Below are 14,236 nucleotides of genomic sequence, written 5' to 3'. Positions count from 1 at the left end.
TGACCGGGGCTTTCGCCTCCTCAAAAACTTAAGCATAAACGCTATGCAAACAGTGCGCGGATCTGGTCCTCACCGGCAATGGTCGTGATGAAGAACAGCTCGTCGCCGCCCTCAATCGCCACATCGGCACTGGGCGGGATTGGCGCGCCGTCACGCAGGATTGCGGTGAGCACCGTATCGACGGGCCACTGCACGTGATCCACACGGTAACCGATGACGGGGTGGTCATCCGGCACGGTGTACTCGGCGAGGGTCGCGCCGCCAGCCTGCAGGGTCAGCAGGCGCACCACGTCGCCGACTTCCACGGCTTCCTCGACGAGGGCGGTCATCAGACGCGGGGTAGACACCGCAACATCCACACCCCAGGAATCGTCAAAGAGCCACTCATTACGCGGGTTGTTCACACGCGCCACGGTACGCGGCACACCAAACTCACTGCGAACCAGCAGGGAGACCATCAGGTTTGCCTTATCGTCACCGGTTGCGGCAACGACCACATCCGCCTTGTTCGGGTGCACCTGGCGCAGTACGGACAGTTCGCAGGCATCACCAATATGCCAGCGCACACCGGGCAGATCGGCGCGTTTCTTGACTTCGGGCTTGGAGTCGATGATGGCCACGTCGTGGCCGTTCATCATGAGCTCTTTAGCGATGGAGGCGCCCACGGAACCGGCACCAACAATGAGGACCTTCACTTACTTCTCACCTTTCGAGGAATCACGATGGCGGCCGATGAGTTCGAGGGGGTCGGGCAGCTCCGGGGGAGTGTCACCGAGGTGGAATTCATGCTCGATAACGGGGCCGTCGTTGTGCTTCTGCTCGGCGGGTTTCTTCGGGGCGTGGGGGTGCTTGCGGTGGCCCGAGGCGGGGGCGTAGTTCGCCTCCACTTCTTCGTCTTCAACGCGCGGCGGGCGGGAGAGAATACGGGTTACGTCCGCAACGTCGTCGGTGCGCATCATGACGTGCACACTATCGCCCTGCTGGTAGGCGGAATCGGGGCGGGGGAGCATGCCCTCACCAAAGCGGGTGATGTAGGCGATGCGCACCCCGGCGGCACGTTCGATACTGGTCAGGGCGTGACCCGCCCAGCCGTCGTCGAGCGGAATTTCGGTGAGCATGAGGCGGCCCGAGGGCTCGCGGAAGTCGCCCTTGAGCGCCTGCTCGGGCAGCAGACGGCGCAGCACCTGGTCGGTGGACCAACGCACCGAAGCGACCGTGGGAATACCCATGCGCTGGAAGAATTCGGCGCGGTTCGGGTCGTACACACGCGCCACAACGTTCTTCACCTTGAACATTTCGCGTGCCACACGGGCGGCAATAATATTCGAGTTATCGCCCGAAGAGACGGCGGCAAAAGCATACGCCTCGGTAATACCGGCACGCTTGAGAGTGTCCTCATCGAAGCCAACACCGGTCACCAGACGGCCCTCAAAGCCCTTACGCAGCGGCTGGAAAGCACGTTCGTCCTGGTCAATGACGGCGACCGTATGCCCCGAAGCTTCCAGAGTGCGCGCCAACATGACGCCCACGCGCCCGGCACCCATAATGACGAAGTGAGGCATACATCCCTCCGAATGTGTTGATGTTTTGTGTCGATAAGGCGTTACCGCCTACCCCTACCAGTGTAATGGGCGGGTGAGCCTCCGCGCCGATGCTCCGTGATATTCCGCTCGCCATGCCCACTATTCGGCTGAATAAAATTGAGCTTTGAAGCCGCGACCTATAGCCTTAACAGCGTGAGGAATCGTTGGGATAAGATGCGCATCGCCCTGACCGGCAGGCCGGTCAGCACGCGAAATCTTTCGGCTGTCAATCTGCCGAAGCGCTACGCCCTGCCTCTTTTCGGTGCCGACGGCATCTCTTCGGTCGCCTACGCCGCCGACCAGATGATTTTGACCCTTGCCGCCGCGGGTGCGTCTGCGCTCGCTTTTTCGCCCTGGATTGGTTTGGGGGTGGCGATGGTGGGTCTGCTGGTGATTGGCACGTACCGGTACAACATTAATCAGATTGCTTCTGAGGGCGATATTCAGCTGGTGCACCGCAAACTGGGTGCGCTGCCGTCGATTGTGATGGGCGCTTCGTCGCTGATGGACTATATGCTCACAGTGGCGGTGTCGATGTCTTCGGCGTCCTCGTTTTTGGTGGCGCTGTACCCGCAGATTCAGGATTGGCGCACCCTCATTGCGGTGCTGCTCATTGTTGCCCTGACGCTGTTTGCGCTGCGTGGCGTGCAGCTGCTGGGCAAGATTGCGTACTGGCCGCTGTACGTTTTCTTGGCGCTGTTAGGAGCGACCCTCATTGTGGGTTGGATTCGTGCCGCGACGGGTACCCTGCCGCTGGCTGAGTCGGCGACCTACGTGATTGCCCCCGAATACCACGATCATGCCCTGGAAGGCTTGGCGCTGGTGCTGCTTCTGGCGCGTTCGTTCTCCGCCGGTGTGGTGGCGTTCTCGGGTGTTTCTACGATCTCTAATTCGGTGAAGTATTTCCGCCGTCCGAAGAAATATAACGCGGCGGTCACCATGATGATGATGGGCCTGATTACCTCGGTCCTGCTGGTGAGCCTGCTCGGTTTTGCGGCGGCAACCCGCGTGCACATGGTGCACGATACGACCCGTTTCTTGTTCATTGACGGGCACGCGCCGGGGGAGTACTTCCACCAGAAGCCGGCGCTGTACCAGGTGGCTTTGGCGATTTATCAGGGTGTTCCGTTCTTCGCGCAGCTGCTGGTGTTTGCCACGGTGGGCGTGCTGATTATTGCCTCGCTGACTGCGTTTACCGGCTTCCCGGTGATTGCCTCGTCGCTGGCTGATTACCAGTACCTGCCGGTGTTCTTCCGCAGCATGGAATCACGCGGCCTGTATGCGAACGGTGTGCTGGCGCTGTCGGCATTCTCAATTTTCCTCACCACCGTTTTCGGCTCGGACGTGTACTCGCTGATTCAGCTGTACATCGTGGGCATGTGCCTGTCCATGGTGCTGGTGCAGCTGGCGGTGGTGCGCTACCGCATGCGCCTGCTGCGTATTACTCTCGCACAGATGCCGCGTCGCGCCCTGCTACGTGATATCGCTGTCTCTGCGGTGGGCGTGGTCGTAACCGCCGCGGTGCTGGTCATCGTCGTGGTGACGAAGTTCGCCGCCGGTGCGTGGCTCTCCCTTGGAATGATTGCCCTGATGGTTGGAGGTATGGTTGTGACTCGCCGCCACTACGATGCGGTGGATGCCGCCCTGGACGTCCCCCTGAACGCCGAATCCGTTGCGGATGTGGCGGCCCTGCCTTCGCGTGTGCACGCCATCGTGTACGTGGAGCGTGTGCGCCGCCCGGTGGTTCGTGCTCTCTCCTATGCGCGTGCCGGTCGCCCCTCCACGATTGAGGCGCTGACGGTCAACAACGACCGGGCCGCCCTGGAGGTCGTGAAGAAGCGCTGGTACGCCCTCGGTATTCCGGTGCCGCTGTCGGTCATTGACTCGCCGTACCGTGACACGGTGGATGCTGTCGTCTCGTATATTCGCCGCCGCCGCAAGAAGTCACCGCGCGATATTTTGGTGGTCTACCTGCCGGAATTCGTGGTGGAGCACTGGTGGCAGCGTCTTCTGCACCGCCGCACGGTGCGCCGCCTCAAGCAGGCGCTTCTGCATGAGCCAGGCGTTATGACGGCAACCGTGCCCTGGGCGATGCACGAGGATGAGGTGTATGATGAGATTTTTGATCAGCGCCTGCAGGGTAAGGACTCGGCTACCAATGAGCTGACCGCAGAGGCTGATACTGACGGCTCTGCGGCTGCAGTCGCCCCGAAGATTACTCGTTCAGCCGGTGGTGGCCGCGAGCTGATTCAGAGCAACCGCCACGCGGTGTACCGCGGCCGCCTGCACGAGGCGGACGCTGTGGCGCGCGAGAAGAAGCGCTAGCCGTATCGGCTAAGCCGATTTCTGAGCCTCCGTACACCCCGTACGTAGCCTCGTACATCCCCTCGAATAGCGCCTGGACTTTGCCCTTTACGCCCTATTCGGTACCCCTAGCGGGGCGTCGGAATCGGAATAAAGATACAAACCGGTGTAAAATAGTTCACATTAAGTGATTCTTTAGGAGACAATGCTGTGACTCACACTGCTACCACGCCTGCCGCCTCTAAAAAAGTAGACGGATACAGCGTCGGGCAGACCCTCACCGTCACCTGTGAGGCACCCGCACACGGCGGCGCCTTCGTAGCGCGCACCGAACAGGGCGTCATCTTTGTGCGTCACGGCATCGTCGGCGAACAGGCTGAAGTGCGCATCACCGCAATCGGCCCCAAGCGCCGCTTCTACTTCGCGGACGTTATTTCCGTACCCGTACCCTCCCTGGCGCGCCGTGCCCACCCCTGGATTCAGGCGGATGCGCTCGCCACCGAAGAGGAACGCGCCGCAGCAACCGGCGTACCCGAACTACTCGGCGGCATGGAGTACGGCCACATCAACCTGGATGAGCAGCGACGCTACAAGACCGATATCGTCCGCACCCAAATCAACCGCCTGGGCGGCCTGCCCCTCGAATCGCCGTTGCTGACCAACCTCATGGTTGAAGAGCTGCCCCTGCGCGATAACAACGAGGGTCTGTCCTGGCGTAGCCGCGTGCGCTACAACGTGACCAAGGTCCGCGCGCACAATAGCGAAGAGCAGAACGGCGGCAAGAAGAGCCCTGCCGTCACCTGGCGCGTCGGCATGCACCCGTACCGCGCCTCCCAGCCCGTACCGGTCGTCGACTTTCCCCTCGCCGCCACCGAGTTGCGTAACCTGCAGCTTGAACAGCTGAACCTGCGCGGCGTACGCGAAGTCGAGGCGACCGTCTCCTCCCGCGGTAGGGTCCTGCTGCAGTTCATCGTCGACCCGCGCTTCTCCGTCGAGGAGGTCGCTAAGGACATCGAACAGCAGGCATCCGACGCCTGGGGTCTGCTCGCCAAGCGCAAGATCTCCCTCTTCTTCACCCCGCAGGCCACCTCCAACGGCAAGCCCAAGCGCCGCCGCCCCGGCTCCTCCCACACCCCCTACCGCCGCGTACCCGAAGGTGACCAGCTGCTCGGCGCGGGCCTGCGCTCCGTCACCGAAGAAGTCACCTTCGGCTCCCGCCGATTCAGCTACCAGGTATCCGCCGGCGGCTTCTGGCAGATTCACCGCGCCGCCCCCTCCACCATGGTCGGAACCATGCTCACCATGCTCCGCCCGCAGGAAGGCGAATGCACCCTCGACCTGTACGCTGGCGCGGGCCTGTTCACCGCCGCGCTCGCGGACGCCGTGGGCGCAACCGGTACCGTCGTCAGCATTGAGGGCTCCCCGGTGACCCATAAGGATGCGCGCTCGAACTTCGCGCCGGATGGTTGCTCCCGCACCGAGAACTCTGCGGACACCCGCATTGAGGTGATTCGCGGCGATGTGGCACGCCACCTGGTCGATTTGAAGACCGCCCTTGAGTTTGGCGAAATCCCCGCTATTGATGCGGTGGTCCTTGACCCGTCCCGTGAGGGCGCGAACCGCACCACCCTGGAACGCCTGGATGCGCTGGACCCCAAGCGTATTCTGTACGTGGCGTGCGACCCGGCATCCCTGGGTCGTGACACCGGTATTTTGCGTGAGCTGGGCTGGGACATGGTGCAGCTTCGGGCGTTTGATATGTACCCGAATACGCATCATGTGGAGACGGTTGCGCTTTTTGAGCGTGCCCCGGCGAAACCTCGTCCGCGCCGCCGCCGCACCAAGTAGTGCGGAGAGTAGCGCGAGGCTAGTAGCCGTAACAAAGCAGCAAATAATCGCCGTGTTGGACGGGTTGGGCTGTTCACCAGCCTGCCCACTAGGGGTTATTTCAGGCCGTTTTCGCTCAACCCGGTGCGTCTTGCTCTGCGGGCGCATAAATCTGCTTTTTGGCATCGTAAACGGTAGAATCATTGAAGAACCAACGCACGGAATGAGCCGTGCCCCGACCTTGAGGAGTGTGGGTGTATGTCCGCTGAAAACGCATTGCCGCAGGAGGAGACCCCGAATAGCGCCGCCGGTGGCGCACCCACCGCCGACTACAGCATTGGCGATGGTGCCACTGCCAAGTTGCTCCCGGGTATTCAGTCCCCGGCGGACCTGCAGAACCTCAGCTACGAGCAGCTGGAGGAGCTCTCTAAGGAAATCCGCCAGTTCATCGTGACGAACGTGTCGGCGACCGGCGGTCACCTGGGCCCGAACCTGGGCGTTGTGGAGCTGACCCTCGGCATTCACCGTGTCTTCGAATCTCCCAAGGACAATATTCTTTTCGACACCGGCCACCAGTCCTATGTGCATAAGCTGGTGACTGGTCGTCACGCGTTTAAGACTCTGCGTCAGAAGGGTGGCCTGTCGGGTTACCCGGATCGTGGCGAGTCTGAGCACGACATTATCGCGTCTTCGCACGCCTCCAGCTCGATTTCGTGGGCTGACGGTATTTCTCGCGCGCACAAGCTCAACGGTGAAGATGACCGCTACACCGTGGTCCTCATTGGTGACGGCGCGCTGACCGGCGGCATGGCGTGGGAGGCTGTGAACAATATTGCTGCCGACCGCACCCGCAAGGTCGTGATTGTGGTCAACGATAACGGCCGCTCCTACGCGCCGACCATTGGCGGTTTCGCGAACCAGCTCTCTGAGCTCAAGCACGGTGTGCAGCAGCATGTGGATCGTGTGCGCCTCGATCACCGCTACGACAATGCTCTGGATGCGGTGCGCATCGGTCTGCAGCGTGGCGGCCCCGTCGGTCAGATGGTGTACCGCGGCCTGCACGGCATGAAGGCGGGCATTAAGGACGTCGTCGTACCCAAGGGCATTTTTGAAGACCTGGGCATGAAGTACGTGGGCCCCATTGACGGCCACGACCAGCAGGCTGTGGAGAACGCACTGACAGCGGCGAAGAACTACGCCGGCCCGGTGATTGTGCACGCCATTACCGAGAAGGGCCACGGCTACGCGCCCGCCCGCGCGAATGAGGACGACCAGTTCCACGCGGTGGGCCAGATTGACCCGCTGACCGGTGAGGATGTTTCGACCAGCACCTCCGAGTCGTGGACCGGTGTCTTCGGTAGCGAAATCGCGGATATTGCGGATGAGCAGGAGAACGTCGTCGGTATTACCGGCGCGATGCTCATCCCCGTGGGTCTGCGCGAATTCCAGAAACGCCACCCCGAGCGCGTTATTGACGTAGGTATCGCTGAGCAGCACGCCGTGGCGATGAGCGCCGGCCTGGCGTACGGCGGCATGCACCCGGTGGTTGCCCTCTACGCAACCTTCCTGAACCGCGGCTTTGACCAGCTGCTCATGGACGTTGCCCTGCACAAGGCGGGCGTGACCGTGGTGCTGGACCGCTCCGGCATTACCGGCCCGGACGGCGCAAGCCACCACGGCATGTGGGATTTGGCGATGCTGCAGTTCATTCCGGGCCTGCACCTGGCGGCTCCGCGTGATGGTGCGACCCTGCGTGAAGAACTGCGTGAGGCTGTAGCTATTAACGATGCACCGACCGTGATTCGCTACCCGAAGGGCTCCGTGGGCGAGGACATTCCCGCCCTGGAGCGCCGCAGCGACGGCGTGGATGTGCTGGCACGCACCGGTGAACCCCACCCGGAGACCGGTCAGCGTGACGTGCTGTTCGTTGCCGTGGGCGCTATGGCTCGCGTGGCTCTGGAAGCCTCCAAGGTGCTTGCCGCCGAGGGCATCCAGTCCACCGTGGTTGACCCGCGCTGGGTGATGCCGGTGCCGTCTTCGGTCGTTGAGCTGGCTCGTGATCACCGCATTGTGGTGACCATTGAGGACGGCGTGCGTTCCGGTGGTGTGGGTTCGCGCATCCGCCAGGAAATGCGTGCGGCTGGCGTGGATACCGCGCTGAGCGAGCTGGGTCTTCCGGCGGAGTTCATTCCGCATGCTTCTCGCGAGCAGATTCTGGAGGAGGTCGGCCTGACCGCCGAAACCATTATCGCGGATTTGCGTGCGCAACTGGCTGGCGATAAGGTTCCGTTCGCTCGTGAAGAGGGTCAGAAGCCGCGACACACCCGCTAAGCGGTCGTATCTGAGTGCCGCCTGAGCGCGCCTTAGTAACGGGCATCAGTAGCCGCGGGCACCATCAGACAGCATAAAGCCCCGCCCATCAGTCGTGATGGGCGGGACTTTGCTGTGCGCAGGTCTTGCTGTGTAGAGGTTTTGCTGTACGTAGGTTCTGAGCCGCCGGTTTAGGAATCGTTGGAGGTGTGGGTGACGAAAATCTTGCCGCCCTTCACCTGCACCGGGTAGCTGGTCAGCGCCTCCTCTGCAGGGCCGTGCACGACCGAGCCGTCAGCTACGGCGTACTCGGAGCCGTGGCAGGGGCACACGATACGGTTGGAATCCTGCACCTGCACCTGGCAGCCCTGGTGGGTGCACACGGTGCTGAACGCCTTGTACTCACCCGCGGACGGCTGGGACACGATAACGGTCGTGGAACCGTGAGTCAGCTTAGCTGCCTTGCCCACGCCCACTGCGGAGGCGGAACCCACCTCAACGGTGCCTTCGGGGGCGGTGACGTTGGAGTCACCTTCAGCGCAGGAGGCGAGCAACGCACCGGATGCGACGGCACCGGTGATGAGGGTTGCGCGGCGGGAGAAGACGCGAGCAGAAGAATCCGTCTCTGCGGTAGCTGCTGCGGCATCGACGGCATTAGATTCGACTGCGGCGGGGGAGGCACACGCCTTCTGAGAGCGGCAGCATCCGTTGGGTGCGGGCATAGTGGTTCCTTTCGTGTACTCTCTCCACCCTATGCCGGTTTGGGACAAAAATCGAATGAGAGCAGGCTAAGCTTGGTTCGCGTTTGCACCTCATGCAAACTCCCCGAGACAAAAACCCGAGACAAACTCCTGAGGCACACAAAATGCCGGTCGGGCGGTCGCATCAGCAACGCACCCAACCGGCACACACATCTATTCAACGTTAGAGAAATCTACCCCAGGTGGCGGGCAAAAATCGGCGCAATCACGGGGGCAACCAGACCCGTCTGCCACGAACGCGCACCGTACTCGGTGAGCGCATCCCGCAGGGTCTGCTCGTCAAAACGAGCCGGCGGCTCCCAGCAGAGGCGGCGAACATAATCGGTCGTGATCAGGTTCTGCGCCGGGATATTCAGCTCCTCCGAGAGCTCATCAATTGCCTGACGAACCTCGGTGAACAGCGCCAAGTTCTCGGGGCGCTTAGACTCCCATGCCTTCAACGGCGGCGGGGCAGTTGACGGCAAAGTGAACGGTACGGCGTTCTCACCGCGTGCCGCCGCGGCAATAGCACGCACCCAGCGCGGGCCCTCACGACGCAAACCGCGCGTCTGAAAACCAGGAATCGCCATGATAGCGGGCACGTTACGCGGCATGGTGCGTGCCGCCTCCACAATCGCAGAGTCGGGCAGCAGACGCTTCGCGTCAACGTCCTTCTTACGCGCCAGCGAGTCACGCTCAAGCCACAGGTTACGCAGCGCCGTCAGCTGCTTGACCGAACGCAACATCGTGCGGCCCTTCGTCTTACGCCAACGCTCCGGCTGATCCGTAGGATCCTTCACCGGGGTCTTGCACAGGTACTCAAACTCCTCCAGGGCGTACTGCAGCTTACCCTGCTGGCGGAGCAAATCCTCCAATGCGTCACGCAAATCAATGAGCACGTCAACGTCCAGCAGCGCATAGTTCAGCCACGACTCCGGCAGGGGGCGGCGCGACCAGTCTTCCTTCGAGTGCTTCTTCGCCAGCTTATAGCCGAGCAGCTCCTCAACGGTCGCACCCAGATTCACGCGCTCCAGACCGGCAAGACGCGCACCAAGCTCCGTATCAAACAGGCGGTTCGGGCGCATACCGAGCATGTCCAGGCTCGGGAAGTCCTGAATCGCGGCGTGAATAACCCACTCAGCATCCGCCAAAGCATCGTTAATAATGCGCAAATCCTTAAACGCCTCAGGGTCAATCAGGTACAACTGATCTTCACGCTTAAGCTGCACCAAAAAAGCACGCGAACCGTAGCGGATGCCCTGAGCACGCTCAGTATCAACAGCCACCGGGCCGGACGCCGCCGCCAACTGCTCAGCGGCACGACGCAGACCGCTCTCAGTGGTGATGAGAGTCGGAATCGGTGAGGAAGGGGCCTCCAGAGGAACAACGTCCGGAACTTCGATACCGTGAAGGGTCAGCTGAGGGGTGCCTGCGGCATTCTGTTCAGCTGCGGTACTCATGCACTCAATCCTTTTCCTCTGTCTGATTCGACGCGCCAGATGCCCGGGTAGGCGTACGCCCGAGCAAACACGAGCCCGGGCGGGGTGGCGTGCCCGCGAAGGCACTACGCCATTCTACCCGCCCGAGCTTAAAGCCTCGAATTTAGAGATACTCACAATAAGGGGTTCACCGGTACGCCCGCGAGGGGGCTTGCCGGGCTCTATTCGGCGGCTTCCGCCTCGTCAACCGGAGTATCACCAGGCTGTGCTTCACTAGGCTGTGCCTCACCCGCCGGGGTCAGCGTCAGACACACCGAATTAATGCAATACCGCAAATCCGTGGGAGTCGGAAAACCCTCACCCTCAAACACGTGACCCAGATGCGAATCGCAGGCGGCGCAACGCACCTCCACACGGCGCATACCGAACGTCGTATCCTCCAGGTAACGCACACGATCCTCAGCCAGCGGCGCGAAAAACGACGGCCAACCACAATGCGAATCGAACTTCTGATCGGAACGGAACAGCTCCGTACCGCAAGCACGGCAAGAATACACACCCTCCGTGTGGGTGTTCCAGTACTCGCCCGTGAACGCGCGCTCGGTGCCGCCCTCACGCAGAACAGCGTACTCTTCAGGCTTGAGCACTTCACGCCAGTTCTTGGCGATAGCACCCACGCCGGGTAGCGAATTGCCCATGATGACTCCTTTCAGTTTGCTCTCATGCCCAGGCTCCTACGGCATATGTAACGCCGCGGCCGGGCGGATTATTCCCGCTGAGCGCGGACTAAGCGCGGATGTCAGCGTACTTGCCGTTGGTGAGCTTCAGCAGGTCGTCCGGGGCGAGCTCAACATCCAGGCCGCGCTTACCGCCAGAGACCATGATCGTGTCAAAAAGCTGCGCAGACTCATCGAGCAGGGTGGGGGAGGGGGTCTTCTGGCCCAGCGGGGAGATGCCTCCGACCACGTAGCCGGTGCGGCGTTCGGCGACCTTCGGGTCGCACATGGAGGCGTTCTTCCAGCCGAGGGCTGCGGCGGCCGCCTTCACGTTGAGCTTGCCAGACACGGGTACGATTGCGACCGCGAAATCCTTCTCGTGCACAATCAGCAGGGTCTTGAACACCTGCTCCTCGGAGGCGCCGAGGTTCTTCGCGGCCTCTTCACCGAAGGAGGTGACGCCCTCAACGTGCTCGTATTCACGCATCTGGAAGGGGGTGTTCGTCTCGGTCAGCAGTGCTACGGCGGCGGTTGCTGCGCCGCTCTTCTTACCTTTAGTTTTCTTAGCCATAGACACCATTTTACGGAAGTCACCATGCGCTGATACCTATGCGCTGATACCCATGCGCCGAGAAGCCACATGTGTTTCGAAAAGCCACAATAATGGTGGCTTTTCGAAACACATGTGGCTTCTCAATGGTTATGGGGTTATCTCAGTAACCCTTTTTCCTTCAGCTGCTCTTGAGAAAGCGAGCCAACGACAGTCCAAAATCCATCTGATTTGTCTACGTTCTGAGGTGGCCTTTAGGCTCCCTTTTTTCTTAGTAAATACCGATGAGTAATTGCATGCCAAGACTAGTCAAGATGATAGCAATCCAGCAAAGGGCTCCAAGAAAAATGGATTTTCCACTGGATTTGATCATAGCAATGAGGTTGGTTTTGAGACCAATAGCACTCATAGCCATGATGATGAGGAATATGGAGAGTTGTTTGAGAGGTGAAAAGAAGCTATTGCTGACACCGAAAGATGTGAGAAGAGTAGTTAGCAGAGAAGCTAGGATAAAGTAGAGAATGAAAACGGGGAAGATTTTTTTAAGCTTCACTCCTTGGTTGTTGCCTTGTTGACGGCTTTGCCAATAGGAGAGGAAGAGAACGATAGGGATAATAGCTAGAGTACGTGTCAGCTTGACAATAGTTGCAGGCTCAAGAGTGTTTGCATTGTAAAGACTATCCCAGGCACTAGCAGTAGCTGTCACAGAGGAAGTATCGTTGACCGCAGTACCCGCAAAGAGAGCAAAACCTTCGTTGGAAAGATGGAGCCAAGAACCTAGAGTTGGAAAGATAAGAGCTGCCAAGACATTGAAGAAAAAGATAACAGAAATGGCTTGGGCCACTTCTTTTTCCTTGGCGTGAATAACAGGAGCAGTCGCTGCAATGGCAGAACCGCCACAGATAGAAGAACCTACACCGACCAAGGTAGCAAGCTTTGTATCCAGATTAAAAAAGCGTTGGAAAAAGAAAGCAATAATTAAAGCGATAGAAATGGTCGAAATGATGACAGGAAGGGAAGATTTTCCAACTGCGAAAACTTGTGAGATACTGAGTCCAAACCCAAGCAAAATAACAGCATACTGAAGCAATTTTTTGGAGCTATAAGTCAAACCGGCATCCAGTTGTGTATAGGAAGTGAGAAAGGGATGGAGAATCATTCCGATAAAAATGGCGAAAACAGGTGCTCCCACAACAGGCAGAAATCCTCCTAAAACCCAAGAGATGATAGAAATGATCAGACAGACTGACAGCCCTGCCCAATTTTTTGATAGAAATGACATAAAAACCTCCGAAAATAGATACTCCTTATTATAGTCTTATTTGGTAAACTAGAAAGTAGGAATACAGACCCAGTCCGGGGAGCGCACCACCTCAGCCTCCGCGCTGATAAAGGCCTTCGATATCCTTGAGGAACTTAATATCCTTCTCGTAGGTATCCAGCATAGAGGGCCATACATACTGCATGTCACCGGTCTGAATACCGTAGTTACGGGCTCTGACCCAATCGGTCATCATCTCACGAAGACCAGCAAAGGTTTCAGGGTACTGTTGCGGCTTAGTCTTGGGGGAGAGGGAGGTTCTGAGCCATACTGTATTCATCAGCTTCACGGTATTCGCCGTCGGGCGCCTTTAATCCGCCGGAGTAGCCGCGGGTAATGACCGGGCTCGGAGTAGCGGAAGCAGAAGCAGCGTTAGATGCTGCCGCAGAAGCTGAAACGGTCTCACTTGGCGTAGCTACCGAAGAAGCCGAGGTGCCCCGCCTCGTTAGCCGCCTGCTGGCCACACGCCGCAAGCAGAGCGCCAAGGCCCAGCATCGCGCCGCTGCTCAACATTGCGCGGCGGGTAAGAATAACGGAAGTCATGGAAGTAAATTCCTTCTATCAGTGTGGTGTGTGAATTGAAGAAAGAGACTATTGCTAGCTATCTATTTCCTCAATTGATTTACTTCCAGCAATCTTCCAATAGCCATCAGAGTAGGTGAAAAGGAAATAGAAAGTATCGTCACTAGTCTCAGTGTTAGCCTGCATTGTGAGGTGGCCATTAGATTCCACGTACATAACAGTGCTCCAGAACCGACGATGCTTCATACGATACATTTTCTTTGCTTCATCGTAGATAAGCGGGCCCTCTGGCTGGTAGCTATCCAGACCATCAACAGTCCAACCACCGCGCTGATAAAGACCCTGAATATACAGGTAGAACTCATATTCTTCAGCGTCTTTCGTGATGTACTTGAACGCGTAGGAGCAGTCACCGGTCTGGATGGCGTAGTTATGGGAGACAAGCCAGTCCTTCATCATGCGGTAGAGGCCTTGTTCGGTCTCAGGGTACTGTGCGGGCTCTTTGCGGGGTTCCTGGACGTTCTGCGCAGGGCCGTAACCATCAGCTTTGCGATACTCGCCATCCGGGGCTTTGGAATTGCCCGAATATCCACGAGTCACAACAGGCTTCGGGGTGGTTGAGACCGAAGCAGATGCAGACTCAGATGCCACTGCAGACGCCGAAGCGGTCTCGCTCGGCGCGGCAGAGGCGGTGGCTGCCCCCTCGTTATTTGCCTGCTGGCCACACGCCGCAAGCAGGGCGCCAAGGCCCACAAATGCGCCGCCGCTCAACATCGCGCGGCGGGTAAGAAAAACGGAAGTCATGGAAATACATTCCTCGTATCGGTGTGAAGTGTGAATAGGGGGGGCTGGTTAGAAACCGGAAGACTAACCAACCACAGAGAAGAATCCAATAGCTGAGAAGCCACATGTGTTTCGAAAAGC

General features: G+C 59.3%; 13 protein-coding genes. 3 read left to right on the top strand and 10 right to left on the bottom strand.

Annotated elements, in window-relative coordinates; translation table 11 throughout:
- Nucleotides 1–41 precede the first annotated feature (41 nt).
- Both HMPREF2710_RS07085 and HMPREF2710_RS07080 read right to left on the bottom strand, forming a co-directional pair.
- Nucleotides 42–695 carry a potassium channel family protein gene (locus tag HMPREF2710_RS07085; protein WP_070600322.1) on the bottom strand — a complete coding sequence of 218 codons (654 nt, stop codon included), beginning with the start codon at nt 693–695 and terminating at the stop codon, nt 42–44.
- Nucleotides 696–1,562: a potassium channel family protein gene (locus HMPREF2710_RS07080; protein WP_070484239.1), complete on the bottom strand. Its 867-nt coding sequence runs from the start codon at nt 1,560–1,562 to the stop codon at nt 696–698.
- 195 nt (nt 1,563–1,757) lie between these two features.
- Here HMPREF2710_RS07080 and HMPREF2710_RS07075 point away from each other — a divergent pair, with 195 nt between their 5' ends.
- From HMPREF2710_RS07075 to dxs, 3 genes are all read left to right on the top strand, one after another.
- Nucleotides 1,758–3,908 carry an APC family permease gene (locus HMPREF2710_RS07075; protein WP_070600320.1) on the top strand — a complete coding sequence of 717 codons (2,151 nt, stop codon included), beginning with the start codon at nt 1,758–1,760 and terminating at the stop codon, nt 3,906–3,908.
- 189 nt (nt 3,909–4,097) lie between these two features.
- Nucleotides 4,098–5,735: a class I SAM-dependent RNA methyltransferase gene (locus HMPREF2710_RS07070; protein ID WP_070600318.1), complete on the top strand. Its 1,638-nt coding sequence runs from the start codon at nt 4,098–4,100 to the stop codon at nt 5,733–5,735.
- 237 nt (nt 5,736–5,972) lie between these two features.
- Nucleotides 5,973–8,045, top strand: a complete 2,073-nt coding sequence (gene dxs / locus HMPREF2710_RS07065) for a 1-deoxy-D-xylulose-5-phosphate synthase (protein ID WP_083303510.1) — start codon at nt 5,973–5,975, stop codon at nt 8,043–8,045.
- A 170-nt stretch (nt 8,046–8,215) separates the two neighbouring features.
- Here dxs and HMPREF2710_RS07060 read toward each other — a convergent pair whose 3' ends face one another.
- The 8 genes from HMPREF2710_RS07060 to HMPREF2710_RS07030 all read right to left on the bottom strand — a co-directional run bounded on the left by HMPREF2710_RS07060 (nt 8,216) and on the right by HMPREF2710_RS07030 (nt 14,116).
- Nucleotides 8,216–8,746, bottom strand: coding sequence for a Rieske (2Fe-2S) protein (locus tag HMPREF2710_RS07060; protein WP_070600316.1), 531 nt, complete (start codon nt 8,744–8,746; stop codon nt 8,216–8,218).
- Between the two features lie 212 nt (nt 8,747–8,958).
- Nucleotides 8,959–10,224: an HRDC domain-containing protein gene (locus tag HMPREF2710_RS07055; RefSeq protein WP_070600314.1), complete on the bottom strand. Its 1,266-nt coding sequence runs from the start codon at nt 10,222–10,224 to the stop codon at nt 8,959–8,961.
- Nucleotides 10,225–10,424: 200 nt separating this feature from the next.
- A complete protein-coding gene (msrB, locus tag HMPREF2710_RS07050; RefSeq protein WP_070543214.1) occupies nt 10,425–10,901 on the bottom strand; it encodes a peptide-methionine (R)-S-oxide reductase MsrB in 477 nt (158 codons plus the stop codon).
- Between the two features lie 88 nt (nt 10,902–10,989).
- Nucleotides 10,990–11,490: a Cys-tRNA(Pro) deacylase gene (ybaK, locus tag HMPREF2710_RS07045; protein WP_070506566.1), complete on the bottom strand. Its 501-nt coding sequence runs from the start codon at nt 11,488–11,490 to the stop codon at nt 10,990–10,992.
- A gap of 250 nt (nt 11,491–11,740) precedes the next feature.
- Nucleotides 11,741–12,751, bottom strand: coding sequence for a YeiH family protein (locus HMPREF2710_RS07040; RefSeq protein ID WP_049340581.1), 1,011 nt, complete (start codon nt 12,749–12,751; stop codon nt 11,741–11,743).
- Between the two features lie 91 nt (nt 12,752–12,842).
- Nucleotides 12,843–13,070 carry a DUF6318 family protein gene (locus HMPREF2710_RS09565; protein WP_253746091.1) on the bottom strand — a complete coding sequence of 76 codons (228 nt, stop codon included), beginning with the start codon at nt 13,068–13,070 and terminating at the stop codon, nt 12,843–12,845.
- Between the two features lie 122 nt (nt 13,071–13,192).
- The gene (locus HMPREF2710_RS09560; protein ID WP_246824548.1) at nt 13,193–13,333 is read right to left on the bottom strand and encodes a hypothetical protein; all 141 of its coding nucleotides are present in this window, start codon (nt 13,331–13,333) and stop codon (nt 13,193–13,195) included.
- Nucleotides 13,334–13,387: 54 nt separating this feature from the next.
- Nucleotides 13,388–14,116: a DUF6318 family protein gene (locus tag HMPREF2710_RS07030; protein ID WP_070600312.1), complete on the bottom strand. Its 729-nt coding sequence runs from the start codon at nt 14,114–14,116 to the stop codon at nt 13,388–13,390.
- Nucleotides 14,117–14,236: the final 120 nt, after the last annotated feature.

The sequence above is a fragment of the Rothia sp. HMSC069D01 genome, assembly GCF_001810135.1.
Lineage (GTDB): Bacteria > Actinomycetota > Actinomycetes > Actinomycetales > Micrococcaceae > Rothia.
The sequence above is the reverse complement of the archived record's forward strand: the minus strand, read 5'-3'. Positions and strand labels throughout refer to the sequence as shown.

Bases quoted from the DNA above. Each gene is read 5' to 3' on its own strand.
- ybaK (WP_070506566.1), bottom strand. From the start codon at position 11,490: ATGGCTAAGAAAACTAAAGGTAAGAAGAGCGGCGCAGCAACCGCCGCC.
- HMPREF2710_RS07060 (WP_070600316.1), bottom strand. From the start codon at position 8,746: ATGCCCGCACCCAACGGATGCTGCCGCTCTCAGAAGGCGTGTGCCTCC.
- HMPREF2710_RS09560 (WP_246824548.1), bottom strand. From the start codon at position 13,333: ATGACTTCCGTTATTCTTACCCGCCGCGCAATGTTGAGCAGCGGCGCG.
- msrB (WP_070543214.1), bottom strand. From the start codon at position 10,901: ATGGGCAATTCGCTACCCGGCGTGGGTGCTATCGCCAAGAACTGGCGT.
- HMPREF2710_RS07055 (WP_070600314.1), bottom strand. From the start codon at position 10,224: ATGAGTACCGCAGCTGAACAGAATGCCGCAGGCACCCCTCAGCTGACC.
- HMPREF2710_RS07040 (WP_049340581.1), bottom strand. From the start codon at position 12,751: ATGTCATTTCTATCAAAAAATTGGGCAGGGCTGTCAGTCTGTCTGATC.
- HMPREF2710_RS07030 (WP_070600312.1), bottom strand. From the start codon at position 14,116: ATGACTTCCGTTTTTCTTACCCGCCGCGCGATGTTGAGCGGCGGCGCA.
- HMPREF2710_RS09565 (WP_253746091.1), bottom strand. From the start codon at position 13,070: ATGAATACAGTATGGCTCAGAACCTCCCTCTCCCCCAAGACTAAGCCG.
- HMPREF2710_RS07075 (WP_070600320.1), top strand. From the start codon at position 1,758: ATGCGCATCGCCCTGACCGGCAGGCCGGTCAGCACGCGAAATCTTTCG.
- dxs (WP_083303510.1), top strand. From the start codon at position 5,973: ATGTCCGCTGAAAACGCATTGCCGCAGGAGGAGACCCCGAATAGCGCC.
- HMPREF2710_RS07080 (WP_070484239.1), bottom strand. From the start codon at position 1,562: ATGCCTCACTTCGTCATTATGGGTGCCGGGCGCGTGGGCGTCATGTTG.